Origin of the sequence: Curtobacterium herbarum (genome assembly GCF_016907335.1) — a bacterium.
Classification (GTDB): domain Bacteria; phylum Actinomycetota; class Actinomycetes; order Actinomycetales; family Microbacteriaceae; genus Curtobacterium; species Curtobacterium herbarum.
In genome coordinates this window covers 3,057,137-3,080,863 of the sequence record NZ_JAFBBT010000001.1, presented here as the reverse complement: position 1 = coordinate 3,080,863, position 23,727 = coordinate 3,057,137, and the positions used below count along the sequence as shown (strand labels likewise).

The following is a 23,727-nucleotide window of genomic DNA, read 5'->3' as shown; positions in this document are numbered from 1 at the left end:
TAGGCCAATGACCGAGGACGCGGCCACCGTGGCGCACATCGACCTCGCGCTGGTGGATGAGTGCCTCGAGCGCTTCTTCACGGTGTCGAGCGCCCGAGCCCAGGCCTTCGGCCGACCGTCCGAGGAACTGTGGCGGGTCCTGCGCAAGGCGAGCATGGGCGGCAAGCGCTTCCGACCGCGCATGGTCCTCACCTCGTACACCGCCCTCGGCGGCCAGGACGTGCACGCTGCGTCGCACGTCGCCGCGGCCTACGAACTGCTGCACACCGCCCTCGTGGTGCACGACGACGTCATCGACCGCGACTGGTCCCGCCGCGGTCGTCCGAACGTCGCCGGCGCCTTCCGCGACAACGCGACGACCGGCGGCCTGCCCCTACCGACCGCCGAGCACCGGGGGACCAGCGCCGCCGTCATCGCCGGGGACCTGGCGCTCGCCGCGGCACCGCGGTTCATCGAGGCCAGCGGCGTCACCGGCGACCGTCGTTCCCGCCTGCTCGACCTGTTCGACGACGCCGTGTTCGCCAGCGCCGCGGGCGAGATGGCCGACGTCGACCTCGCGCTCGGCGTGATGCCCACCGTCGCCGAGGTCCTGCAGATGGAGCGGGCGAAGACGAGCGTGTACAGCTTCGAGGCGCCACTGCAGTCCGGTGCGGTCCTGGCCGGTGCGCCGGAGCCCGTCGTCGCGTCGCTCGGCGCGTTCGGCCGCGAGATCGGTATCGCATACCAGATCGTCGACGACCTGCTCGGGGTGTTCGGCAACGAGGGCTCGACGGGCAAGACCGCCATCGGGGACCTCCGCGAGGGCAAGCGCACCATGCTCATCGCCTACGCCGCGACCACCGACTGCTGGCCGGACCTGGCGCCGTTCCTCGGCGACCCGGACCTGACCGAGGAACGTGCCGCGGGCCTCCGCGCGCTGCTCGTCGAGTGCGGTGCACGAGACGCCGCGCTCGACCACATCCGCGAGCACACCGCGCTGGCCCGCGCCGAACTCGCCGCGCTGCCCGACGAGCTCGGCGGCCGACTCGAGGGGCTCGTCACCGAACTCGTGGAGCGCGTCCGGTGAGTCCGAGCACCACCGGGCGCCGCCTCCCGCTCTACGACGCGACCGCCGAGGCCGCCTCGAGCGTCGTCATCAGCCGCTACTCCACGTCGTTCGGGCTGGCCAGCCGCCTGCTCACGAAGGACACCCGCGAGCACATCCGCAACGTCTACGCCCTGGTGCGCGTCGCGGACGAGGTGGTCGACGGCCCGGCGACCGAGGCCGGCCTCGACCCCGCGCTCGCCCGGACCGTGCTCGACGAGCTCGAGCAGGACACCGAGCGGGCGATGGCGTTCGGCTTCTCGGTGAACCCCGTCGTGCACGCGTTCGCCCGGACCGCCCGCACGGTCGGGTTCGGCAGCGAGCTGACGGCGCCGTTCTTCGCCTCGATGCGGATGGACCTCGAGCAGACCGAGCACGACCAGGCCTCGTTCGACGCCTACGTGTACGGCTCCGCCGAGGTCGTCGGCCTGATGTGCCTTCGCGCGTTCGTGTACCGCGCGGGCCGGCCGACCTTCGACGACGCGGTGCTCGTCGACGGCGCGCGGGCCCTCGGTGCCGCGTTCCAGAAGGTGAACTTCCTGCGCGACCTGCACGCCGACTTCGAGGTCCTCGGCCGCTCGTACTTCCCCGGCGTCGACGTCCGCAGCTTCGACGAGGCCACGAAGGTCCGGCTGGTCGCCGACGTCCAGGCCGACCTCGACCGGGCCGCCGTCACCGTCCCGCTGCTGCCGAGGGACGCCCGCCCCGCGGTCGCCCTCGCGCACGCCCTGTTCCAGGAGCTCAACGACCGGATCGCCGCCACCCCGGCGGACCGGCTCGTCACCTCCCGGGTCCGGGTCCCGAACCCCGTGAAGGCGCGGCTCGCCGCGCGTGTCCTCAGCCGCCGCGGCACCCTGCCCGCGCGCACCGTCACCACCCCACAGACTGGAGGCTCGTCATGAGCCCGACCCACGCCTCCCGTCCGACCGACGCATCGACCACTGCCGCCGCGGCAGCTGCCCCTGCCACCGGCCGGGCCGTCCCGGTCCGCCGGGCCGTCGTCATCGGCGGCGGGATCAGCGGCCTGGCGGCTGCCGCCCTGCTCGCCCGGGACGGCTTCGCCGTGACCGTCCTCGAGCAGCGCACCCAGCTCGGCGGCCGGGCCGGCACGTGGGAGCAGGACGGCTTCCGGTTCGACACCGGGCCGAGCTGGTACCTCATGCCCGAGGTGTTCGACCACTTCTTCCAGCTGCTCGGCACCAGCGCCGACGAGCAGCTCGACCTCGACGTCCTGGACCCCGGGTACCGCGTGTACACCGAGGGCCACGACGAGCCGATCGACCTGCGGTCCTCGCGCGAGGCCAACATCGCCCTGTTCGAGTCGATCGAGCCCGGTGCCGGCGCGAAGATGGCGAAGTACCTCGACTCCGCCGCCGACACGTACGACATGGCGGTCCGGCGGTTCCTGTACGGCACGTTCCAGGACCTCACGAAGCTCGCCGCCCCCGACGTCCTCAAGCGGATGGGCAAGCTCGCCCGGCTGCTGCTCCAGCCGCTGTCGTCGTTCGCGTCGACCGCCGTGAAGGACCACCGGCTGTGGCAGATCCTCGGCTACCCGGCGGTGTTCCTCGGCACCAGCCCGTACCAGGCGCCGAGCATGTACCACCTGATGAGCCACCTCGACCTGGCCGACGGGGTGCTCTACCCGAAGGGCGGCATCACGCAGGTGATCGCCGCCGTCGAGCGCGTCGCCGAGGCCGAGGGCGCCGTCATCACGACCGGCGCCACCGTCACCCGGATCGTCGTCGAGGACGGGCACGCCACCGGTGTCGCCTACCGCGACGAAGCGGGCGACGAGCACGTCGTCGCCGCCGACCTGGTGGTGAGCGCCGCCGACCTGCGCCACACCGAGATGGAGCTCCTCGAGCAGGAGCACCGCACCCACGACGCCGCGCACTGGGCGAAGCGCGACCCGGGCCCCTCCGCGGTGCTCGTGTACCTCGGCGTCGACGGCCCGGTCCCCGGACTGCTGCACCACACGCTGGTGTTCACCGAGGACTGGAAGGAGAACTTCGGCGCGATCTTCGGCAAGGACCGGCACGTCCCGGACCCGGCGTCGATCTACGTCTGCGCCCCCTCCCTGACCGACGACTCCGTCGCACCCGAGGGGCAGAGCAACCTGTTCGTCCTCGTGCCGCTGCCCGCCGACGTCTCGATCGGCAAGGGCGGCATCGACGGAGCCGGCGACGCCCAGGTCGAAGCGATCGCCGACCGTGCCATCGACGTCATCGCCGAGCGCTCCGGCGTGCCGGACCTCCGCGACCGGATCCGGGTCCGCCGCACGATCGGGCCGCAGGACTTCGCCGACGACCTCAACGCCTGGAGCGGCTCGATGCTCGGCCCGGCACACACCCTGGCGCAGAGCGCGTTCTTCCGCGAGAAGAACGCCTCCACCAAGGTCGACGGGCTCTACTACGTCGGCGCCTCGACGATCCCGGGCATCGGGCTGCCGATGTGCCTGATCAGCGCCGAGGTCCTGATCAAGCGCATCCACGGCGACACCTCGACCGAGCCGCTGCCGACCCCGCTGCCGCGGTCCGTCGGGGCGCCACCGGTACGGACGACGGGCTGATGCCGGGGCTGTACCTCGTCGGACTGCTGATCGCGATCGCCGGCATCGCGGTGCTCGACGCCCGGTACCGGCTGTTCTTCTGGCGCGCCCCGCTGCGCGCCGCCGTGGTGATGGTCGTCGGGCTCGTGTTCTTCCTGGCGTGGGACGTCGCCGGCGTGCACCTCGGCGTCTTCTTCATCGGCACGAACGGGCTGCTCACCGGGGTGTCGCTGGCGCGGGACGTGCCGCTCGAGGAGCTGTTCTTCCTGGTGCTGCTGTGCTGGACGACGATGGACCTGTTCGCTGCCGTCCGGCCGGTCGTGGAGCGGCTGAGCGCCCGGCGCCCGGGTGCTGCCGAGCACGACGAGGGTCGGGCATGACCGGGTCCGGCACGTACGCGCTGCTCGCGGTGCCGTTCCTCGGGGTGGCCGCGCTCGTCGCCGTCCTCGCCGGTGTCGTGTCCGCACGGCGCCGACGAGCGGACCGTCCCGCTGCTCTGGGTCCCGCTGCCCGGGGCCCTCGGACCGCCGTGCTGACCGGGGTCGTCGCGGGTGTCGCGCTCCTCGTGATGACCGGCGTGTTCAACAACGTGATCGTCGGACTCGGCATCGTCGCCTACGACCCGGCGCTCGTCCTCGGGGCCCGCGTCGGGCTGTTCCCGGTCGAGGACCTGGCGTACTCGATCGGCGCGGTCCTGCTGCTGCCGAGCTGCTGGGTGCTGCTCGACCGGCCCCGACGGGTACGGTCGGAGCGCCCGGACCAGCTCGCACCAGCCGAGTCGGCACCAGCCCAGCCGCGCCAGCTGGGCCAGCCGGCACAGCCGGCACAGCCGGCACAGCCGGCACAGCCGTCCCGTCGACCGGAGGAGACCCCATGACCGTGAGCCGTGCCTCCAGGCCGTCGACGCTCCGCGCCCTCTTCGTGTCCTCGCGGCCGATCAGCTGGGTGAACACCGCCTACCCGTTCGCCGCCGCCTACCTGCTCGGCAGCGGGGTCGGTGTCGAGGGCGGCGGCGGGTTCTCGCTGGTCGCGTTCCTCGTCGGGGTCGTGTACTTCCTCGTGCCGTACAACCTGGCGATGTACGGCATCAACGACGTCTTCGACTACGAGTCCGACCTGCGCAACCCGCGCAAGGGCGGCGTCGAGGGTGCGCTGCTCGACAAGAGCGTGCACCGCGCCACCCTGTGGGCCGTGGTCGTCACGAACGTTCCGTTCCTGCTCGTGCTCGTGCTGCTCGGCGGGCCGTGGTCGTGGTTCGCCCTGACGGTCAGCGTCTTCGCCGTCATCGCGTACTCGGCACCGGGGCTGCGCTTCAAGGAGAAGCCGTTCCTCGACTCGATCACCTCGTCGACGCACTTCGTGTCCCCGGCCCTCTACGGGCTGGCGCTCGCCGGCGGACAGTGGACCGGGCAGCTCGTCGCCGTCTGCGTCGCGTTCTTCGTGTGGGGGATCGCCTCGCACGCGTTCGGTGCGGTGCAGGACGTCCTGGCCGACCGGGCCGGTGGGATCGGGTCGGTGGCGACCGTCATCGGTGCCCGCGCGACCGTGCGCCTGGCCTTCGTGGCGTACCTGGTCGCCGGTGTGGCGCTGCTGTTCTCGGCGTTCCCGGGGCCGATCGCGGCGGTCGTCGTCGTGCCGTACGCGCTCAACGTGCTGCCGTGGTGGAACCTCACCGACGCCGGGGCCGAGGCGGCGAACGCGGGGTGGAAGCGCTTCCTGTGGATCAACTACGTGTCGGGCTTCATCGTGACGATGGCCCTGATCGGCTTCGCCTTCACGCACTGACGCGCTTGCCGGTGTCGCCGACGCTCCGCTCGCTTCCGCCGAGCGATCACGACACCCCGCTCGCATCCGCCCAGCGGTCACGACACCCCGCTCACCTGTCGGCGCAACGGGGTGTCGTGACCACTCGGCGAGATGCCGCCGGGCACGTCGGGCCCACCGTGCCCCGGTGCGTCAGGGGTTCGGTTGTCCGCCGGCGTCCGCGATCGCGGCCTGGAGGCGCGTCAACACCGGCAGCGCCGCCACCAGTACCGCACGGTCGGCCTCCGGCAGCCCGGCCAGGGCGCTGAGCAGCAGCCGCTCGGCCGCCGCGTCGTACACGCGGAGCCGCTCGCGGGCGAGCTCGGTCAGCCCGACCTCGGTGCTGCGACCGTCGCCGCGGGCGAGGCGGCGTTCGACCAGGCCGTCCCGTTCCATCGCGGCGACGAGGTTGCTCACCGTGGAGCGGGCGAGCCCGAGTGCGCGGCCGAGGGCGGTCGGGCTCGCCCAGCCGTCCTCGTCGAGTCGGCGGAGGACCTCGATCTGCGCGTCGGGGACGGACGGCAGGTCACCCTCGAGTCGGGAGGCGTTGAGGAGCGTCCGGCGGAACGGCCCGACCTGGGCGCTGAGACGGCGGGCGGCGTCGCGGAGCTCGCGGTCCCCGGAGCTCGCTGCAGGGTGACTCGCCGGGGTGCGCACTCCCTCAGGGTAGTCGCAGCAGAAAGGATTGCAACAAACGTAGTTGTGGAGCAAACTCGGGGACATGGACATCACCACCAGCGTCGAGCACCCCGAACCCCAGCAGGACCTCTCCGGCATCGTCGGACACCGGTTCATCTACACGTACGCCAACGGCTGGCAGTACGAGATGTACGTCAAGAACGCCACGACGATCGACTACCGCATCCACACCGGCATGGTCGGCGGGCGCTGGGTCAAGGACCAGACCGTCGACCTCGTCGTGCTGACCGCCGGCGTCTACAAGGTGTCCTGGAACGAGCCGACCGGTACGAGCGTCGTCGTGAACGTCGTCCCCGGTGAGCGGGTGCTGCACGGCACGATCTTCTTCCCGCACTGGGTGGAGCTCGACGGCAGCAAGACCGTGCTGTTCCAGAACGACCACCTCGACCTCATGCGCGAACACCGCGACGCCGGCCCCACGTACCCGATCTACGTCGTGCCCGAGTTCGCCCACATCACGCTGTTCGAGCACGTGGGCGAGGACGACGAGACGATCGTGGACACGGCTCCCGCGGACCTCCCGGCCGGGTTCGCCGACCGGACCAACTGACGTGACCGGACCGACTGACGTGACCGGACCGGCTGGCGTGACCGGACCGGCTGACGTGACCGGCGCGACGGACACGGCGGCCGCGCCGGCGCCCGCGCCGATCACCCTCGACCACCGTGGCGCGACCCTGCGTGGCTGGCAGTGGAACACGGTCGACCGCGGGACGGACGCACCGCTCGTCCTGCTCGTGCACGGCTTCGGCAGCAACGCGACCGGCTCGCAGCAGCTGTTCGTGCAGGCGGCCCGCGCACTCGCCGCCCGCGGCGCCGGGGTTCGCTCGTACGACCGGCTCGGACACGGCTTCAGCGACGGGGACTTCGCGGACATCACGATCGGCGACGAGGTCGACCAGGTCGTCGCGATGGTCCGAGCACTGGCGGCCGACGGTGGATCACGTCCGGTCCACCTGGTCGCCCACAGCCTGGGCGGGGTCGAGTCCGTCCTCGCCGCTGCCCGGGTGCCGGAGCTCGTGGCCTCGTTGACGCTCTGGTCGCCCGCCGGCGTCGTGGTGGACGACATCGTCGGCAAGGACGAGATCCAGGGGCAGCCCCTCGCCCCCGCCCGTCAGCGTGGCTGGTTCGACTTCGGCGGAATGGCCCTCGGCACGGCGTTCATCGACGAGGTCCGGGCCGGCCTGGACGTCTGGGGTCCGGCCGCGGGCTACCCGGGCCCTGCCGTCGTCGTGCACGGCACCGGCGACACGATCGTCCCCGTCGAGTACGGCCGCCGGTACGCCGGACTGCTGCCGGGTGCGACGTACGTCGAGGTCGACGGCGCCGACCACGGCTGGTCCTCGGTGCCGTGGCGCACCGGGCTCGTCGACCGACTGCTCCGGACCACCGGCCTGGCCTGAGACAGGACGCAGCCGGACGCCGCAGCGCCGGACGCAGCCGGACGCCGCAGCGCCGGACGCAGCGCCGGACGACGCAGCGCCCGACGCGCCGCCCGACGACGCCGCCCGACGACGCAGCGTCCGACGACGCGCGGCCCGGACGTCCCGCCTGCACACCCCGACCCGGGTGCGCACGCGGGACGTTCGGGCCCACATCCGCGCGCCCGCGGCGGCACTCACCGCGGAGCGTGTACTCAGGGACCATGCCCAACGACTCCATGCCCGAGCTCGAGCTCCGGAACGTGCGGACCCGGGAGCGCATCGTCGACACGGTCGCGCGCATCCGGCAGAAGTCCGACGTGCCCGCGCGCACCCGTCTCGCCCTCGCGAAGACCCGACAGCGCTGGCACCGCGACCCCACGCCGCTCGTGGCCGTCGCGATGACCGCCGTCGCCGGGCTCGCCGCGATCATCGTCGGGACCCGGATCCGCAACCACCCCGCAGCGCGGCTGGGGGCTCTCCGCGAGCCGGCACCCGTCCCGGTGTTCAAGCCGGTGAAGGTCGGCAAGGACGGCAAGTCGACGGGCGTCCCCGTGTTCGCGCGGAAGGACCCGACGGGCAACCCGGTGTTCCAGGAACGTCAGGCTGCCGCGAAGCGCCGCAAGAAGGACGCGGCACGGGCGAAGAAGTCGATCAAGCAGATGACGAAGGCGATGAAGGGCTGACCATGGCGAAGGCATCGCAGAAGCCGGCCCCGGACGACCCCCGGAAGCCGGACAGCCCGACGGACCTCACGAAGCCGTCGTTCACGTACACGCTCAAGAAGACCCTGCGGGAGTTCACGAGCGACCAGTGCACCGACCTGGCCGCGAGCCTGACGTACTACACGGTCCTCGCGCTCTTCCCCGGGCTGCTGGCGATCGTGTCGATCCTCGGCCTCGTGTCGAACCCCAGCGACACGATCGACACGCTGCTGCAGATCGTCCGGAACATCGGCGGCGGTGACGTCGCGAACCTGCTGAAGGACCCGGTCAACGGCCTGGTCCGCTCCGACGCCGCCCCGGTGACGTTCATCGTCGGTCTGCTCGGTGCGCTGTGGTCGGCCTCCGGCTACGTCGGCGCCTTCGGCCGCGCGATGAACCGCATCTACAACGTCCGCGAGGGGCGGCCGATCTGGAAGCTCCGCCCGACGATGCTCGGCGTCACCGTGACCACGGTCGTCCTGCTCGTCATCGGCCTGCTCGCCCTGGTCTCCGGTCCCCTCGCCCGCAGCTTCGGTGACCTCATCGGCCTCGGTGACGCCGCCGCCCTCGTGCTGTCGATCGTGCAGTGGCCGATCCTGCTCGTCGTCATGATCGTCATCGTCGCGGTGCTCTACTACTGGTCGCCGAACGTCCGGCAGTCGAAGTTCAAGTGGGTCAGCGGCGGCGCGATCGTGGCGATCGTCATCTGGGTCATCGCGAGCGTCGGCTTCGGCTTCTACATCGGCAACTTCTCGAACTACAACGCGACGTACGGCTCCCTCGGTGGCGTGATCATCTTCCTGCTGTGGATCTGGATCACGAACAACGCGCTGCTCTTCGGCGCCGAGTTCGACGCCGAGCTCGAGCGCGGCCGTGAACTGCAGGCCGGCATCCACGCGGAGGTGGACATCCAGCTCCCCGAGCGCGACACCCGCCAGATCGAGAAGCAGGACGAGAAGCGCGCCGAGGACGTCCTGCAGGGCATCCGCATCCGCGAGAGCGCCGGCCGCACCAAGGACCACGACTGAGCGTCGGCGGCCGCGCGACGCGCGGACGCACCACCCGGACGGGAGGCGCGGTACCGGTTCCGTAGGCTGGCCTGCGTGACCGACACCGCGCCTCCCGTCCCCGTCTCCACCCCCGACAACGACCGCCCGGTGGCCCTCGTCACCGGCGCGACCCGGGGCATCGGCCGCGCGATCGCCGAGGACCTCGGCCGGACGCACCACGTGCTGGTCGGCGGACGCGACGCCGAGGCGGTCGCCGCGGTCGTCGCCGCGCTGCCGAGCGCGGAGCCGTTCGTCGGCGACCTCGGCGCCGGCGACGTGCCGGCCGTGCCGAGCTGGGTCGACGTCCTCGTGCACTCCGCGGGCGTCGAGCAGGGCACCCGGGTCGCGGACACCCCGCGGGACACGTGGGAGGCCGTCTTCGCCACGAACGTCTTCGCCGTCGCCGAGCTCACGCGCGTCGCACTGCCGGGCCTCCGGGCCGCGCGGGGCATCGTCGTGACGATCAACAGCGGGTCCGGGTTCACCGCCGGGGCCGGGGGTGGCGTGTACGCGGCGTCGAAGTTCGCGCTCCGGGCGTTCACCGACGCCCTGCGTGAAGAGGAGCGGGCGAACGGCGTGCGGGTGTCGAGCGTGCACCCGGGCCGCACCGACTCGGACATGCAGCGGGCGCTCACCGAGAAGCTCGGCGAGGACTACGACACCGACTACTACCTCGCACCGTCGGACGTCGCGGATGCCGTCCGGACCGTCGTCGACCTGCCGGAGCGCGGCACCGTCGAGATGCTCTCGATCCGGCCGTCCCGCCGGCGCTGACGGCCGGCCGCCGGCCCGGCCGCCAGCCGTGGCGCCGAGGCTCGGCCCCGCGGACACCCTGCGGCGTCGCGGAGCCGAGTCGTGTCCGCCCACCCGAGCCTCAGGTGAGCTCGATCCGGAGGTCGAGGGCGAGCTCGCCGAGGAACTGCTCGTCGTGACTCACCACCACGAGGGCGCCGCGGTACGCCCGGAGCGCCGCGACGAGCTGGTCGACGCTCGTCAGGTCGAGGTCGTTCGTCGGCTCGTCGAGCACCAGCAGCTGCGGCGGCGGGTCCGCGAGCACGAGCCCGGCCAGTGCCACGCGGAACCGCTCCCCACCCGACAGCGTCCCGACGGCGCGGTCCACGGTGTCCCCGCGGACCAGGAACCGGGCGAGGCGGTTCCGGAGCTCCGCCGGTGCCACGTCGGGCGCGGCACGCCGGACGTTCTCGAGCACCGAGGCGCCGTCGTCGAGCGTGTCCTTCCGCTGCGGCAGGTACCCGACCCGGTCGGTGTGCGCTCGGGCTGACGTGTCCGGCAGCGGGTGCGCCCGGGCACCCGGCAGCCCGACGAGCTGGTCGAGGAGGGTGGACTTGCCGACCCCGTTGTCCCCGGCGACGGCGACCCGCTCCGGCCCCTGGACGACCGTCGCCCGACCCCGGACCGTGACCGTCGCGATCCGCCGGGCAGCCGGCACGCCGGGGTCGGGCAGGTCCACGCTGAGCACGTCGTCGGACCGCAGCCGGCGGCCGGCCTCCTGCACGGACGCGAGCGCCTGCGCCTCGGCCGACGCGGCACCGGAGCGCAGCCGTCCGGCCGTTGCCTCGGCCTGCTTCCGGCGCTCGTTCGCCAGGATCGCCGGCATCGAGGACGCCGAGGCCGCGCCCGCCTTCGCCCGCCGAGCGATGGTCGTCTCGGCCTGGATCCGTTGGCGCTTCTCGGCGCGGTGGCGCTGTTCGGCGACCCGGACCTCGCGGGCGACGGCGGCCTGCTGCACCGCGAGGTGCTCCGCGAACGCCGAGTACGTCCCGCCGAACACGGTCGCGCTGCCGTCGCGGAGCTCCACGACCTCGTCGACGTGCTCGAGCAGTTCGCGGTCGTGGCTCCCCACGACGAGGGTGCCGCGCCATGAGTCCACGAGGTCGAGCAGGGCCGCCCGCGCGCGCCGGTCCAGGTTGTTCGTCGGCTCGTCGAGGAACGCGATCGGCCGACCCCGGAGCCGGATGCCCGCGACCGCCACGAGCAGCGCCTGACCGCCGGAGAGGGTCTGCACCGGCCGGTCGAGGTCCGCGGCGCCGAGCGCTGCTCCGGACCCGAGGTCGAGCGCCGCCAGCGCTGCTCCGGCCCGTTCCTCGACGTCCCAGGCGTCGTCGACGGCCTCGAACTGCGCGGGTGTCGCGTCCCCGCCGAGGACCGCGCGGAGCGCCCGGACCTGCGGGCCGACCCCGAGCAGGTCCGCGACCGTGTCCGGGGTGGTGGGGCGTGCCTCCCGGCCGGCAGGTGGGTACGCGCCGGACGGGAGGCGCGGCACGGCCCCCTGGACGCGCTGCGGCAGGTGGTCCACCGGTCCCGTCGTCGTGACGGTGCCGCTCGTCGGCGTGAGTTCTCCGGTGACGAGACGGACGAGCGTCGACTTGCCGGCGCCGTTCCGGCCGACGAGCGCGGTTCGGCCGCGACCGAACGCGGTGCTGAGGTGGTCGAGCGCGACGGTGCCGTCGGGCCAGGCGAGGGAGACGTCGTGCAGGACGACGGCGGGGGAGACGGGCATGCGGATGCCTTCCGGTGGTCGTGCGGGCGCACGACACCGTCAGCCGCGAGGGCGGCGGTCCCACCGGTCGGCGGGCGAGGTCACGGTGTCAGCGCAGGGACAGCGGCTGCTGTGGCGCAGTGCCGGTGGTCTCGCGCAATGCCGGATCCGTTCCCGTCGGGAGGCCCCGTGGCCGCCACCCGTGCCGCCGGTCGGTCGTCCCGCACCGGGGCCCCGCAGTGACGACGGGGTACGCCTCACCGTACGACTGCGCAGTCGTGCCGCGCAAGGCCAGGGCCGATCAGGTGCTATGCTGAACTTCACATATCACATGGGAGAACCACGATGTCGAAGCGCGCACTGATCACGGGGATCACCGGCCAGGACGGCATGTACCTCGCTCGTCTGCTCGTGTCCAAGGGGTACGAGGTGTTCGGTCTCGTCCGCGGGCAGAACAACCCGAAGGTCCCGTTCGTCCGAGCCTGGGTGCCGGAGATCACCCTCATCACCGGCGACCTCCAGGACCAGTCCTCGCTCCTCCGAGCACTCGACCGATCGCAGCCGGACGAGGTCTACAACCTCGGCGCGATCTCGTTCGTCGCCTACTCGTGGGAGAACGCCCACCTCACCAGCCAGGTCACCGGCATGGGCGTGCTGAACCTGCTCGAAGCGATCCGCCTCCACGCGGGAGCCGACCCGTCGCGGGTGCGCTTCTACCAGGCGTCCAGCTCGGAGATGTTCGGCCGGGTGCAACAGGTCCCACAGCGCGAGGACACACTCCTGTGGCCTCGCTCGCCCTACGGCGTCGCGAAGGCGTTCGGGCACCACATGACGGTCAACTACCGCGAGTCCTACGGCATGCACGCGTCGAGCGGGATCCTCTTCAACCACGAGTCGCCCCTGCGCGGCCCCGAGTTCGTCACCCGGAAGATCTCGACCAGTGTCGCCCGGATCGCGCTCGGCCTGCAGGACGACCTCACGCTCGGCAACCTCGACGCGAAGCGCGACTGGGGGTTCGCAGGCGACTCGGTCGACGCCATGTGGCGGATGCTCCAGCAGGACGCTCCCGACGACTACGTCGTCTCCACGAACGAGACGCACTCGGTCCGCGAGTTCCTGCAGGTCGCCTTCGAGCACGTCGGCATCACGGACTGGGAGCACCACGTCCGGCAGGACCCGGAGTTCTTCCGCCCGGCAGAGGTCGACCTCCTCATCGGTGACTCGAGCAAGGCCCGGGACGTCCTCGGGTGGCAGCCGGAGGTCCAGTTCGCCGACCTGGTGCGGATGATGGTCGACAGCGACCTCGAGCAGCAGCGAACGGCCGCATGACCGCGGCACGCACGGCACTGGTCACCGGGGTCGCCGGGCAGACCGGCAGCTTCCTGGCCGAGGTCCTCCAGGCCACCGGATGGCGGGTGCACGGCATCCAGCCCGCGGGTTCCGGGGCCGCTCCCGCCGGTGTCGCGGTCCACCGCATCGACCTGCGGTGTCACGACGACGTCGCCACGGTTCTCCACCAGGTCCAGCCGGACGCCGTGGTCAACCTCGCGGCACTGAGTTCGGTCGCACGGTCGTGGCAGGAACCGGTCCTCACACACCAGGTCAACAGCGCGGCGGTCGCGAACCTCCTCGACGTCGTGCAGGAACTCCGTCGGGCGGACCCCGCGGTCCGCTTCGTCCAGGCATCGTCCGCCGAGGTCTTCGGCCGCTCCGCCGACACGCCGCAGACCGAGCGGTCACCCATCGCGCCGGTGAACCCCTACGGCGTCGCGAAGGCGAGTGCGCACCTGCTCACCCAGGCGTACCGACTGACCGGCATGCACGCTTCGAACGCGATCCTCTACAACCACGAGTCCGAGCGGCGGCCCGAGCACTTCGTCAGTCGGAAGATCACCCGGGCGGCAGCGAGGATCGCGGCCGGGGTGCAGGACGAACTCGTGCTCGGAGACCTCGACGTCCAGCGGGACTGGGGGTGGGCCCGGGACTACGCCGCGGCGCTCGCGCTGATCCTCCAGGCCGACGAGGGTGACGACTACGTCATCGCGACGGGGGAGACCCACAGCATCCGAGAGTTCGTCGAGGTCGCCTTCGCCGCCGTGGGGATCCACGACTGGCAGCGGTACGTCCGGTCCGACGCCGCGTTCCACCGTCCGAACGAGACCCACCGGATGGTCGGCGATCCGGGCAAGATCCGCCGGGTCCTGCACTGGGACCCCACGGTGAGCTTCGAGCAGATGGTGGTCGCCATGGTGCGCCACGACCAGCGTGCCCTCGACTGACGAGCTGCCGACGGGGTACGCCTCACCGGACGACCGCGCAGTCGTGCCGCGCAAGATGTCGGACATGGCTGACGACGAGAAGCAGACCCGGGACGACTTCGCCGACGCGGTGAACATGACCGCCTCGCAGCTGGAGGACTGGTTGGACTCCGACGAGTCGAAGGAGGTCGGCCAGAAGTCGTCCGGCGCCTCCGAGTCGACCGGGCACGAGTCCGGCCGGCACATCGTGCGGATCCTCCGGAAGAAGCAGGGCGACTACACCGACGACGACCACGCACACATGCGGAAGGTCGTCGGGTACGTGGCGCGGCACATCGAGCAGCGGCCATCCGGCGACGTCGAGGACACCCGGTGGCGGTACTCGCTGATGAACTGGGGACACGACCCGCTGAAGTGAGCAGTGTGCTCAAGTAGCGTGGCGGGCATGCCGGACAACCTGCTCCCGAACCCCTCGACCAACCCCGAGACGCTGCTGGCCGCCGAGCCCGAGGTGGACGCGGCCCTCGCGGCGGACGCTCCCATCGCCTCCGTGGTGGTGTCGTACCCGGCGTCGAGCCTGGCGTGGGCGCTGCTCGCCGACGAGGCCTGGGGGCGCGGTGCGACCGTCGAGTCCTACGCGTACGCCCGGGTCGGGTACCACCGCGGCCTCGACGCCCTGCGGAAGGCCGGGTGGCGCGGTGTCGGGCCGGTGCCGTGGTCGCACGAGCCGAACCGCGGCGTGCTCCGCTCCCTGTTCGCCCTGCGTCGCGCGGCCGAGGCGATCGAGGAGCCGGGCGAGGCCGAGCGGCTGACGCAGTTCCTCGACGGCGCGGACCCCGCCGCCGCCGAGGCGATCGCGCGCGGCTGACGCGCGGGCGCGCGCCGCGCCCCCGCGCCGCGCCGCCGCGCGCGGCGCGCTTCGGATGCGCACAACGGAAACCCGTCCGAACCAGGGGATCCCCTGGTTCGGACGGGTTTCTGTTGTGCGCCGCCGGCTGGCGCCAGGCGGCGGCGCCAGCCGCCACCCGCCCCCGCTACGCCAGCAGGACGCTCCAGCTCCGGGCACTCGGCCACAGCTGGTGCTCCGGCAGGACGTCGAGCCCGCAGGCCCGGCTGCCGAGGCCGTGCTGCGCGTCGTCGAGGTACAGGTAGAGCGCGTCCGGCACGGGTAGCTCGTGCGGGTGCCCGGCACGCCCGACCTGCTGCGCGGTCCACGGCGTCAGGGTGAACCCGGCCCGGTGCCCGGAGCCCGGCGTGGGCACGGTCGTGACCGTGAAGGGTCCCACCGACAGCGACCGCAGCGAGGGCCGGTGTCCGCTCTCCTGCGGCATCGAGTAGCGGGTGGTCATCGCCGACACCGGGGCCTCGAAGCGTCCGACCCGGGCCGCGTGCGACGAGTCCGCGTACGACTCGTCCGGCCCGGTGCCGAACCACGAGGCCGTCTCGGACAGCAGCGCGGCGGGCAGGTCGATCCGCACGCCGATCCTCGGCCAGGTGACGTCCCAGCCGCCGAACGGCACGGCGTCGGTCCGCAGCAGCAGTCCGGCGTCGGTCAGGGTCCAGCGATGCGTGACCTCGACCCCGGCAGCGCTGTTCGCCGCCCCGACCCGGACCCGCTGCACGAGTCCGTCGTCGGTCCGGTCCACGGACACCAGCCGGTGGGTCAGGCGGTCGAGGCCACGGGCCTCCCACCGCGACGCCGACGAGGGCGCCGTCGGGTCGCCGACACCGAGCGTCAGCACCGGGTCCGCGGTCTCGTACCCGCCCTGCGAGGCGCCACGGTCGTTGTCCGTCGGTGCCCGCCACAGCTCCAGGCGCGGTCCAGCCACCGGGTGGCCCTTGAGCGTCGCCAGGTCGCCGCGCGCCGTGAACGTCGCCTCCCCGAGACGGTCGCCCTGCCACCCCGCGCTGGGCCCACGCGAGCCGGTTCCGGCGCGCTGCGGAGCCTGCGGAGCGGCGTGACGGCCGAGCTCGTGGGGAGAGGCTCGTGGCGCGTCCGCCACCCGGCTCGCCACGAGCGTCTGGGTGCGTGCGACCACGTGCCCGGTGTCCGCCCATGCGGTGGGCCCGGCGAGCTCCGCGACGACGTCGAGCCACAGCTCGTCGCCCGGTGCCAGGGTGTCCGTGTCCGCCCGCGCTGCCGCGAGCACCTCGTCGGGCACCGGTACCGTGGCGGACTGCCGTGCCGCGACGATGCCGGGCGCGAACCGTCCGGAGGCCTCGACGACGCCGTTCCGGCTGAGGGTCCAGCAGAACCGCAGCCCCGCGGTCGAGGCCGAGTGGTACCGGTTCTCGACCAGGACGGTCCCACCGCCGGCGATGCTCGAGCCGCCGAGCGGTGAGACGGACAGGCGGACCGGGGCGACGACGGCGGCGAACTCGGCGAGCCCCGGGGTCGGGGTGTCGTCGGGCAGGACCAGGCCGTCCATCACGAAGTTGCCGTCGTGGACGACCTCGTGGAAGTCGCCGCCGTACGCGTAGTAGGGGGTGCCGTCGGGCGTGTGGGCGAGGAGTCCGTGGTCACGCCACTCCCACACGAAGCCGCCGTGCAGCCGGGGGTAGCGGTCGACCAGGGCCTCGTACTCGGCGATCTGCCCGGGGCCGTTGCCCATCGCGTGCACGTACTCGCAGTGGAGGAACGGCTTCGAGCGCTGCCGTGCCGCCTCGGCCGGCCCGCAGCCGAGCAGGGGGGTGGCCGGACCGCCCCCGATCGACTCGGTCTCCTGCAGAGTCGGGTACATCCGCGAGTAGACGTCGGTGTACTCGCCCGTGTAGTCGCCCTCGTAGTGGACCGGACGCTCGGGGTCACGGGCGTGCACCCACTGGGACATCGCCGCGAGGTTCCGCCCGGTGCCGGACTCGTTGCCGAGCGACCACAGCACGATCGAGGGGTGGTTCTTGTCCCGCTCGACGGTGCGGGCGATGCGGTCGAGGTAGGCGTCCTCCCACGCCGGGTCGTCGGAGGGGTTGCCCTGCCAGCCCTGGAACTCGAAGCCGTGCGTCTCGAGGTCGCACTCCAGGACGACCCAGAAGCCGAGTTCGTCGGCCAGGTCGAGCACGCGGGGGTGCGGCGGGTAGTGCGAGGTGCGGATCGCGTTGACGTTCGACCGCTTCATCAGCGCCATGTCCGCGCGGGCGTGGGCCTCGTCGAACACCCGGCCGCGGACCGGGTGCGTCTCGTGCCGGTTGACGCCGTGGAACACGACGCGCTCGCCGTTGACGAGGAACCGGTCGCCGACGACCTGGACGGTGCGGAACCCCAGGCGGAGCGAGACCGTCTCACCGTCCGAGGAGACCGTGGCGTCGTACAGCCGGGGGAGTTCGGCACTCCACGGCTCGACGCCCTCGACCGTGATCGGGGCGACGTCCTCCGCGGAGTCCCAGACCACGGACACGCCGAGCTCCGGGACCGCGAAGCGCACCGGGAACACCGCGTCGAGCGTCGGCACCGTGATCGTGCCCGTCCCGGTCGAGGGCCGACCGGACGCGGCGGTGCCGGCGGAGGCCGCGTCCCCGAGCGTCGCGGTCCACCCGGCCCGGACGAACACGTCGTCGATCGGTGCGGTGGGACGCGCGAGCAGGGTGACGTCGCGGAAGATGCCGGGCAGCCACCACTGGTCCTGGTCCTCCAGGTACGAGGCCGCTGACCACTGGTGCACGCGGACCCGCAGCTCGTTCGACCCCGGCCGGAGCAGCGGCGTCACGTCGAACTCCGTCGCCAGCCGCGAGCCGGTCGACCACCCGACGAGCTCGCCGTTCACCCACACCCGGTAGTGCGACTCCACCCCGTCGAAGCGCAGCAGGACCCGGGCGGCCCCGTCGAACGACTCCGGCAGCGTGAAGGTCCGGCGGTGGTCACCGGTCGGGTTCTCGTCCGGCGGGTGCGGCGGGTCGACCGGGAACGGGTACTGCACGTTGGTGTAGCTCGGCGCACCGTGGCCGTGCAGGACCCAGTGCGACGGCACCGGGAGCGACCCCCACCCGTCCGGGTCCTCGAACCCCGGAGCGTCCGCCACCGGTGACCACCGGAAGTCCCAGTCGCCGTTCAGTGACAGCGAGGGAGCGTCGGTGTGCAGCCACGCACGCGGTGCCCGGCGTGACGCGGATCCCGGTGTGGTCGAGTGCAGGTCGTCGAGTGCGGCAGAGGTCAACCCTTGACCGATCCTTCCGTGAGGCCCCCGCGCCAGAAGCGCTGCAGGACGATGATGGCGATGACGAGCGGGATGACCGAGACGAGCACCCCACCCGTGGTGAGCTGGTAGAACTCGGGCAACCGGTCCACCTGGGCTCGCCAGTTGTTCAGTCCCAGTGTGATCGGGTACAGCTTCTGGTCTGCCAGCATGATGAGCGGCAGGAAGAAGTTGTTCCAGATCCCGACCAGCTGGAACAGGAACACGGTGACGAGCGCGGGGGTCAGCTGGCGCAGCGCGATGGTGTGGAAGATCCGCAGTTCACTCGCCCCGTCGAGTCGTGCGGACTCCATCAGCGCGGTGTCGATCGACGCCGACGCGTAGACCCGGCACAGGAACAGGCCGAACGGCGAGACCAGGCTCGGGATGAGCACGCTCCAGTACGTGTCGGTCAGGCCCATCGTCGAGAACAGCAGGAACAGCGGCAGTGCGGTCGCGGTCCCCGGCACGAGGACGCCGCCGAGGATCGTGCCGAACACGAGCTGCCGGCCGCGGAACTCGTACTTCGCCAGGGCGTACCCGCCAGCCGCGGCGAAGTACGTCGCCAGGACCGCGCCGACGCCGGAGTACAGGACGCTGTTCGCGATCCACCGGACGAAGATGCCGCCGTCGTAGGTGAACACCGCCTGGATGTTGCTGAACAGGGCGAAGTCGCCGCCGAACCAGAACCCGTTCGTGGCGAACAGGGCGCCGGTCGTCTTCGTCGCGGCGATCACGACCCAGTACAGCGGCACCAGGAAGTACAGCGCGACGACGACCAGGATCCCGGTCACCACGATCTGGGAGCGTGGTGAGCGGTCGAGCTTGCGGCGCTGGTGCGCGGTGATCGACGTGGTGTCGACCGGCACCGCGGACTTCGCGGTGGCTGGCGCTTCGACGGCTTCGCTGGTCATCGGTCGGTCCCTTCCGTCGTCGCGACGCGACCGGCCGGGAGGCTGCGGTCGGCTCGTGTGGTGACCGTGCTGCCCGCCGCAGCGCGCGTCTGGAGCGCGCGCCGGGCCTCTAGACCGCCCTTGCGGGCGCGCTTGCGCTGGTCGCGCTCGCTCTTGGGCGGACGGTTCGTCAGCGCCAGGAAGGTGAAGGACAGGATGAACGCGGCCAAGGCGATGATCACGGCCTGCGCGCTCGCGACCCCGTACTCGTTGAAGGCGAACGCGTTCGTGTAGGCGGCGTAGTTCGGCGTGTACTCGGTGTCGATGGCGGGGGCGACCGTCGACAGGATCTGCGGCTCGGCGAAGAGCTGCAGCGTGCCGATGATCGAGAACACCGTCGTCAGCACCAGGGCCGGCGCGATGAGCGGGATCTGGATGCGCCACGCGACCTGGAACGGGCCGGCGCCGTCCATCTTGGCGGCCTCGTAGACCTCGCCGGGGATCGACTTCAGCTGCGCCACGATGATGAGCATGTTGTAGCCGGTGTAGGTCCACGTGACGATGTTCGCGATCGACCACAGCACGCTGTTCGCGCCGAGGAAGTCCGGCTGCAGCCCCATCGACTGCAGCAGCGACACGATCGGCGACAGCCCGGGCACGTACAGGAACGACCAGAGGATCGTCGCGATGACGCCGGGGACGCCGTACGGCATGAAGTAGATCGCCCGGAAGAAGCCCGGCCAGCGGGCGCTCGCCGACTCGAGCAGCAGCGCCAGGATCGTGCACGCGATGATCATCACCGGCACCTGGACGATGCCGAACAGCAGCATCCGACCGATCGAGGCGACGAAGCCGTTGTCGTTCAGTGCCGTGACGTAGTTGTCGAAGCCGGCGAACCGACCGGTGACGCCGTCCTCGCCGAACAGGCCCTTCCGGTCGACGGTGGTGAAGCTCTGGAACAGGGCGCTGATGATCGGGATGATGAACGTCAGGACGAAGAGCGCCAGGAACGGTGCGAGCAGCATCCACGGGGCACGCTTCTGCGCGCGGGTGGCCTTCGTGCTCGTGCGGAAGGCGGGGGGTGTCTGCTGCGTGGTCATCGTGCTGTCCTGACGCTGAGGCCCTTTTCCTTGAAGGACTGCACGATCTCGGCCTGGGCGAGCTCGACGGCGTCCGAGAGCTTCAGCTTGCCGGTGATCTTGCGGCGGAACTGGTCCTGCAGCGACGTGAAGGCCGACTGCGTCACCGGCGACCACGACCAGTCGATGTTCTGCTCCTTCGCGGCGGGGGCGAAGACCTCTTCGTTGTAGTTCTGGCCGGAGAACCACTCCGACGGCTGCTCGCGCTGGGCGCCGATGTAGTCCTTCGCGGGGGACCAGCCGATGCCGCAGTACTTGATCATCGCGTCCACACCTTCCTTCGAGGTGGTCATCCAGGTGATGAACTCGAGCGCTTCCGCGGGGTGCTTCGCGTTTGCCAGGACCGCGGCGCTGGACCCGCCGATCGCACTGGAGCCGAAGCCGGACGCGTCCCACTTCTGCATCGGCGCGACCTTCCACTTGCCCTTGCTGCCCTGGATCGACTCGATCAGCGCATCACCCCAGCTGGCGCTCGTCACCGCGGCGATCCGCCCGTCGGCGCAAGCCGCGTACCACCCGGGCGTGTAGGCGCTGGCGCTCGTGTCGACCAGGCCGTCGTCGATGCAGCCGTCGAAGAAGTCGGCGACCCGCATCGTGGCGTCGTCGGTCAGGTCGACGACCCACTCGTCACCGTCGACCTTGAACCAGCGGGCGCCGGCCTGCTGGGCGTACGCGGCGAAGGGGGAGGCGTCGGCGACCGGGAACACCTCGAGGAAGTTCCGCTTGCCGGTCTTCCGGACCTTGTCGGCGAGCACCTTCCACTCGTCCCACGTGGTCGGGGGTTCGCCGCCGGCCTGCTCGAGGATCGCGGTCTGGTAGTAGAAGCCCATCGGGCCGGTGTCCTGGGGGATGCCGTAGACGCCGTCGACGAACTCGACCTGGGCCCAGGCTGCCTCGTCGTACTTCGCCTCGTGCTCCTTCGCGCCGTAGCGGGCCAGGTCGACCAGGCCGTTCGCGAGCATGAACTCGGGGATCTGCCGGAGCTCGACCTGCCCGATGTCCGGCCCGCCGCCGGCTGCGAGCGCGGAGTACATCTTCTGGTACCCGCCGGCGATGCCGCCGGGGATCCAGTTCGCGGTGACCTGGATGTGCGGGTGCGATGCGTTCCACACGTCGCACACCTTCTGCAGGTCCTTGAGCCAGCCCCAGTAGGTGATCTGGACCGTCTCCCCGCGTGCGGCGGCCGGAACGAGCGCCGCTCGGTTCACGTTGGTCGAGCCCGGCACCGCGCACCCGGCGAGCAGACCTGCTGCCGCCGTGCCGATGCCGAATCCCAGCAGGGACCGTCTGGACAGGGGTGTTGGTGATGGCGTCATTGCCGTGCACCTCCGGTTCGTCGTCGGATCGGGGTTGCACGACACCCAACCACAGAACCGAGCGGCGGTGGGGATTCGTGCCGGATTCGTGACCGGACGGGAGGCGCGTGGCGGCGCCGCCACGCGCCTCCCGTCCGTCAGCGGGGTGCGTGGGCGACTCAGTCCTGCGAGCGGTCCGCCCGCGGCACGAGCGGCAGCGCCAGCACCGGCAGGACGGCGACGAGCAGGAACGACCCCGCGAACCCGACCAGCCCGACCAGGGCGCCGATCCCCGGACCGACGGCGCTCGCCGCGATGAACTGCCCGGTGTTCTGCGCACCCAGGGCGCGCCCGGCCCACGAGGGTCCGGCAGCCTCGGCGACCGAGGTGTACGCCAGGCCGTTGTCCGCGACCGTGACGCTCGTCGCCACGACGAGCACGACCGCGGCCGCCGGCAGGTGCGCGACGTCGACCAGGGCCAGCACCGCCATGACCGCGGCGGCCGACACGGCGACGACCCGCAGCGGCCCGACCCGGGAGCCGACGTGGTCGCTCCACGAACCGACCAGGATCCGGCCGATCGCGCCGACGAACTGGGCGGCCCCGACCAGCAGCCCGGCGGCGGACGTCGACCAGCCGAGGGTGACGAGCCACACCAGCCCGTAGGTGGAGAGCGTGAACTGCGGCACCACGAGCAGGATCGAGACCGCGTGGATCCGCCAGAGGAAGCCGGTGGCGCGGTAGGGGTTCGCCCCGGTGCCGACGGGGTGCGGGGCGCCGGCGGGCTTCCGTGGTGGACGTGGCGGGTCCGCGATCCCGGCCGCGCAGAGGACCGCGAGCACCGCGCACAGCAGCACCGGCAGGACCAGTGCGCTGCGGATGCCCGATGCCTCGGCGAGCTGCGGTACCGTCACCGCCGCCAGGGTCACCCCGAGCGGCTGCGACATCTGCCGGATCCCCATCGCCAGGCCGCGCCGCTCCTTCGGGAACCAGCCGACGACCACCCGGCCGCTCGCCGCGTTCGTCGAGGCGCTCGTCATGCCCGCCGCCAGGAACGCGACCCCGAGCAGCAGCGTGTCGTCACCGGCCAACCAGGCCCCGGCGACCGCGAGGGTGGTGAGCGCCAGGCCGCCGGCGATCACGACCCGCTCACCGATCCGGTCGGTCACCGCGCCCCACGCGATGAGCGTCAGCACCATGCCCGCGGTCGGGGCCGACGCGAGCAGCCCGGCCTGCGCGAGGGACAGGCCCTGCGCGTGCAGGTGCGGGATGAGCAGGGCCGGTGCGGTGACGACGAGCGTGCCGGCGGTCTGCGCCAGGACGCCCAGCGCGAGCACGACCCAGGCGCGGACGGGTGTCGGGACCATGCGCTCCCCGTCTCGACTCGGCTGGTGTACCGGAACGGTATACCAACATGCGTCGGACGGCACTACGCTGGATGCCCGTGACCGAACCGACCGACGCAACACCCGTGTCGCAGACGGCCCAGCTCTACGACAACCTCCGTGCCGCGATCCTGACGCTCGACATCGCACCCGGGGAACGCATCTCGGAGCGCGGGCTCGAAGCGCGCTTCCACGCCTCGCGCACCCCCGTCCGTGCCGCCCTGTCGCGCCTCGAACGCGAGGGACTCATCCTGCACGAGGGACGCTCGTGGACGGTCACCCCGATCGACCTCGACGAGATCGCCTCGCTCGCCGAACTCCGCGGTGTCCTCGAACCCGCGGCCGCCCGCCTCGCCGTCGCCCGCGCGCAGCCCGACGCGCTCGCCGAGGTCCGCGCGCACCTCGACGCCCTCCAGCCGACCCCGGACCAGCAGGCCGGCATCACGATGGGCTCGACGTTCCACCTGGACCTGGCGGCCCTCGGCGGGAACCGGTTCGTCACCGACGCCGTGGCCGACGCGCTGACCCGGCTCGAGCGCACCCGGTGGATCGAGGTCCGCACACCCGAGGCCCGCGACGCCGCGTGGCAGGAGCACAGCGACATCCTCGACGCCGTCCAGCAGGGCGACGCGGACCGCGCAGCGGAGCTGGTCGCCGCCCACGTCGCGGGCACGAACGACCGGCTGCTGAGCTTCATCGCCCAGGAGCGGCGTCGGCTCCGCGGCGCGGGCATGGCGATCGTCGGGGCGCCGGAGCGGCTGGCCGCCGGCGCCTGAC

The 23,727-nt window shown here is 72.0% G+C and carries 23 protein-coding genes; 16 read left to right on the top strand and 7 right to left on the bottom strand.

The window, feature by feature from the left end:
• Positions 1-7 precede the first annotated feature (7 nt).
• The 6 genes from JOD51_RS14635 to JOD51_RS14610 are packed head-to-tail and all read left to right on the top strand — an operon-like array spanning position 8 to position 5,420.
• A complete protein-coding gene (locus JOD51_RS14635; RefSeq protein WP_204609750.1) occupies positions 8-1,066 on the top strand; it encodes a polyprenyl synthetase family protein in 1,059 nt (352 codons plus the stop codon).
• Entirely contained in the window at positions 1,063-1,986 is a 924-nt protein-coding gene (locus JOD51_RS14630; protein WP_204609748.1) for a phytoene/squalene synthase family protein, read from the top strand. Before JOD51_RS14635 ends, JOD51_RS14630 begins: the two co-directional genes overlap by 4 nt.
• The gene (gene crtI, locus JOD51_RS14625) at positions 1,983-3,656 is read left to right on the top strand and encodes a phytoene desaturase family protein (RefSeq protein WP_204609745.1); all 1,674 of its coding nucleotides are present in this window, start codon (positions 1,983-1,985) and stop codon (positions 3,654-3,656) included. Before JOD51_RS14630 ends, crtI begins: the two co-directional genes overlap by 4 nt.
• On the top strand, positions 3,656-4,015 hold the full coding sequence (locus JOD51_RS14620; RefSeq protein ID WP_204609744.1) for a lycopene cyclase domain-containing protein: 360 nt from the start codon (positions 3,656-3,658) through the stop codon (positions 4,013-4,015). The genes crtI and JOD51_RS14620 overlap by 1 nt, the downstream gene beginning before the upstream one ends.
• A complete protein-coding gene (locus tag JOD51_RS14615; protein ID WP_204609742.1) occupies positions 4,012-4,512 on the top strand; it encodes a lycopene cyclase domain-containing protein in 501 nt (166 codons plus the stop codon). Before JOD51_RS14620 ends, JOD51_RS14615 begins: the two co-directional genes overlap by 4 nt.
• Positions 4,509-5,420 (top strand): prenyltransferase, encoded by a 912-nt coding sequence (locus tag JOD51_RS14610; protein WP_204609740.1) that lies wholly within the window; start codon positions 4,509-4,511, stop codon positions 5,418-5,420. Before JOD51_RS14615 ends, JOD51_RS14610 begins: the two co-directional genes overlap by 4 nt.
• 171 nt (positions 5,421-5,591) lie before the next feature.
• Here JOD51_RS14610 and JOD51_RS14605 read toward each other — a convergent pair whose 3' ends face one another.
• Positions 5,592-6,095, bottom strand: coding sequence for a MarR family winged helix-turn-helix transcriptional regulator (locus JOD51_RS14605; protein ID WP_259559655.1), 504 nt, complete (start codon positions 6,093-6,095; stop codon positions 5,592-5,594).
• Between the two features lie 64 nt (positions 6,096-6,159).
• On the opposite strand from JOD51_RS14605, the gene JOD51_RS14600 reads away from it, so the two are divergent.
• The 5 genes from JOD51_RS14600 to JOD51_RS14580 all read left to right on the top strand — a co-directional run bounded on the left by JOD51_RS14600 (position 6,160) and on the right by JOD51_RS14580 (position 10,085).
• A complete protein-coding gene (locus JOD51_RS14600; RefSeq protein ID WP_111075842.1) occupies positions 6,160-6,687 on the top strand; it encodes a phenolic acid decarboxylase in 528 nt (175 codons plus the stop codon).
• A gap of 55 nt (positions 6,688-6,742) precedes the next feature.
• On the top strand, positions 6,743-7,540 hold the full coding sequence (locus JOD51_RS14595; RefSeq protein WP_204609736.1) for an alpha/beta fold hydrolase: 798 nt from the start codon (positions 6,743-6,745) through the stop codon (positions 7,538-7,540).
• A 242-nt stretch (positions 7,541-7,782) separates the two neighbouring features.
• Positions 7,783-8,244: a hypothetical protein gene (locus JOD51_RS14590; protein WP_204609734.1), complete on the top strand. Its 462-nt coding sequence runs from the start codon at positions 7,783-7,785 to the stop codon at positions 8,242-8,244.
• A 2-nt stretch (positions 8,245-8,246) separates the two neighbouring features.
• Positions 8,247-9,290 (top strand): YihY/virulence factor BrkB family protein, encoded by a 1,044-nt coding sequence (locus tag JOD51_RS14585; protein WP_204609731.1) that lies wholly within the window; start codon positions 8,247-8,249, stop codon positions 9,288-9,290.
• A gap of 75 nt (positions 9,291-9,365) precedes the next feature.
• Positions 9,366-10,085, top strand: coding sequence for an SDR family oxidoreductase (locus JOD51_RS14580; RefSeq protein WP_259559660.1), 720 nt, complete (start codon positions 9,366-9,368; stop codon positions 10,083-10,085).
• A gap of 100 nt (positions 10,086-10,185) precedes the next feature.
• On the opposite strand, the gene JOD51_RS14575 is transcribed toward JOD51_RS14580, so the two are convergent.
• Positions 10,186-11,832, bottom strand: a complete 1,647-nt coding sequence (locus JOD51_RS14575; protein ID WP_204609729.1) for an ATP-binding cassette domain-containing protein — start codon at positions 11,830-11,832, stop codon at positions 10,186-10,188.
• A gap of 324 nt (positions 11,833-12,156) precedes the next feature.
• Here JOD51_RS14575 and JOD51_RS14570 point away from each other — a divergent pair, with 324 nt between their 5' ends.
• The 4 genes from JOD51_RS14570 (at position 12,157) to JOD51_RS14555 (ending at position 14,937) form a co-directional block, all read left to right on the top strand.
• Complete coding sequence (locus JOD51_RS14570; RefSeq protein ID WP_204609727.1) at positions 12,157-13,140, top strand: GDP-mannose 4,6-dehydratase; 984 nt, start codon at positions 12,157-12,159, stop codon at positions 13,138-13,140.
• Positions 13,137-14,090 carry a GDP-mannose 4,6-dehydratase gene (locus JOD51_RS14565; RefSeq protein ID WP_204609725.1) on the top strand — a complete coding sequence of 318 codons (954 nt, stop codon included), beginning with the start codon at positions 13,137-13,139 and terminating at the stop codon, positions 14,088-14,090. The genes JOD51_RS14570 and JOD51_RS14565 overlap by 4 nt, the downstream gene beginning before the upstream one ends.
• Positions 14,091-14,154: 64 nt before the next feature.
• The gene (locus JOD51_RS14560; RefSeq protein ID WP_239539890.1) at positions 14,155-14,487 is read left to right on the top strand and encodes a DUF3140 domain-containing protein; all 333 of its coding nucleotides are present in this window, start codon (positions 14,155-14,157) and stop codon (positions 14,485-14,487) included.
• Positions 14,488-14,514: 27 nt separating this feature from the next.
• The gene (locus JOD51_RS14555; protein WP_204609723.1) at positions 14,515-14,937 is read left to right on the top strand and encodes a DUF3151 domain-containing protein; all 423 of its coding nucleotides are present in this window, start codon (positions 14,515-14,517) and stop codon (positions 14,935-14,937) included.
• 166 nt (positions 14,938-15,103) lie between these two features.
• Here JOD51_RS14555 and JOD51_RS14550 read toward each other — a convergent pair whose 3' ends face one another.
• The 5 genes from JOD51_RS14550 to JOD51_RS14530 form a co-directional block, all read right to left on the bottom strand.
• Positions 15,104-18,220, bottom strand: a complete 3,117-nt coding sequence (locus JOD51_RS14550; RefSeq protein WP_204609721.1) for a glycoside hydrolase family 2 TIM barrel-domain containing protein — start codon at positions 18,218-18,220, stop codon at positions 15,104-15,106.
• The gene (locus JOD51_RS14545) at positions 18,217-19,152 is read right to left on the bottom strand and encodes a carbohydrate ABC transporter permease (RefSeq protein ID WP_239539889.1); all 936 of its coding nucleotides are present in this window, start codon (positions 19,150-19,152) and stop codon (positions 18,217-18,219) included. The genes JOD51_RS14550 and JOD51_RS14545 overlap by 4 nt, the downstream gene beginning before the upstream one ends.
• Positions 19,149-20,231 (bottom strand): carbohydrate ABC transporter permease, encoded by a 1,083-nt coding sequence (locus JOD51_RS14540; RefSeq protein WP_204609719.1) that lies wholly within the window; start codon positions 20,229-20,231, stop codon positions 19,149-19,151. Before JOD51_RS14540 ends, JOD51_RS14545 begins: the two co-directional genes overlap by 4 nt.
• A complete protein-coding gene (locus JOD51_RS14535) occupies positions 20,228-21,586 on the bottom strand; it encodes an extracellular solute-binding protein (protein ID WP_204609717.1) in 1,359 nt (452 codons plus the stop codon). The genes JOD51_RS14540 and JOD51_RS14535 overlap by 4 nt, the downstream gene beginning before the upstream one ends.
• A 158-nt stretch (positions 21,587-21,744) precedes the next feature.
• Positions 21,745-22,932 (bottom strand): MFS transporter, encoded by a 1,188-nt coding sequence (locus JOD51_RS14530; protein WP_204609715.1) that lies wholly within the window; start codon positions 22,930-22,932, stop codon positions 21,745-21,747.
• Between the two features lie 77 nt (positions 22,933-23,009).
• Between JOD51_RS14530 and JOD51_RS14525 the strand changes: the two genes are divergently transcribed.
• On the top strand, positions 23,010-23,726 hold the full coding sequence (locus tag JOD51_RS14525; RefSeq protein ID WP_259559677.1) for a GntR family transcriptional regulator: 717 nt from the start codon (positions 23,010-23,012) through the stop codon (positions 23,724-23,726).
• Position 23,727: the final 1 nt, after the last annotated feature.

Coding starts and splice junctions, on each gene's coding strand:
- JOD51_RS14635 (WP_204609750.1), top strand. CDS start 8: ATGACCGAGGACGCGGCCACCGTGGCGCACATCGACCTCGCGCTGGTG.
- crtI (WP_204609745.1), top strand. CDS start 1,983: ATGAGCCCGACCCACGCCTCCCGTCCGACCGACGCATCGACCACTGCC.
- JOD51_RS14620 (WP_204609744.1), top strand. CDS start 3,656: ATGCCGGGGCTGTACCTCGTCGGACTGCTGATCGCGATCGCCGGCATC.
- JOD51_RS14615 (WP_204609742.1), top strand. CDS start 4,012: ATGACCGGGTCCGGCACGTACGCGCTGCTCGCGGTGCCGTTCCTCGGG.
- JOD51_RS14610 (WP_204609740.1), top strand. CDS start 4,509: ATGACCGTGAGCCGTGCCTCCAGGCCGTCGACGCTCCGCGCCCTCTTC.
- JOD51_RS14600 (WP_111075842.1), top strand. CDS start 6,160: ATGGACATCACCACCAGCGTCGAGCACCCCGAACCCCAGCAGGACCTC.
- JOD51_RS14590 (WP_204609734.1), top strand. CDS start 7,783: ATGCCCAACGACTCCATGCCCGAGCTCGAGCTCCGGAACGTGCGGACC.
- JOD51_RS14585 (WP_204609731.1), top strand. CDS start 8,247: ATGGCGAAGGCATCGCAGAAGCCGGCCCCGGACGACCCCCGGAAGCCG.
- JOD51_RS14575 (WP_204609729.1), bottom strand. CDS start 11,832: ATGCCCGTCTCCCCCGCCGTCGTCCTGCACGACGTCTCCCTCGCCTGG.
- JOD51_RS14570 (WP_204609727.1), top strand. CDS start 12,157: ATGTCGAAGCGCGCACTGATCACGGGGATCACCGGCCAGGACGGCATG.
- JOD51_RS14565 (WP_204609725.1), top strand. CDS start 13,137: ATGACCGCGGCACGCACGGCACTGGTCACCGGGGTCGCCGGGCAGACC.
- JOD51_RS14560 (WP_239539890.1), top strand. CDS start 14,155: ATGGCTGACGACGAGAAGCAGACCCGGGACGACTTCGCCGACGCGGTG.
- JOD51_RS14555 (WP_204609723.1), top strand. CDS start 14,515: ATGCCGGACAACCTGCTCCCGAACCCCTCGACCAACCCCGAGACGCTG.
- JOD51_RS14545 (WP_239539889.1), bottom strand. CDS start 19,152: ATGACCAGCGAAGCCGTCGAAGCGCCAGCCACCGCGAAGTCCGCGGTG.
- JOD51_RS14540 (WP_204609719.1), bottom strand. CDS start 20,231: ATGACCACGCAGCAGACACCCCCCGCCTTCCGCACGAGCACGAAGGCC.
- JOD51_RS14535 (WP_204609717.1), bottom strand. CDS start 21,586: ATGACGCCATCACCAACACCCCTGTCCAGACGGTCCCTGCTGGGATTC.
- JOD51_RS14530 (WP_204609715.1), bottom strand. CDS start 22,932: ATGGTCCCGACACCCGTCCGCGCCTGGGTCGTGCTCGCGCTGGGCGTC.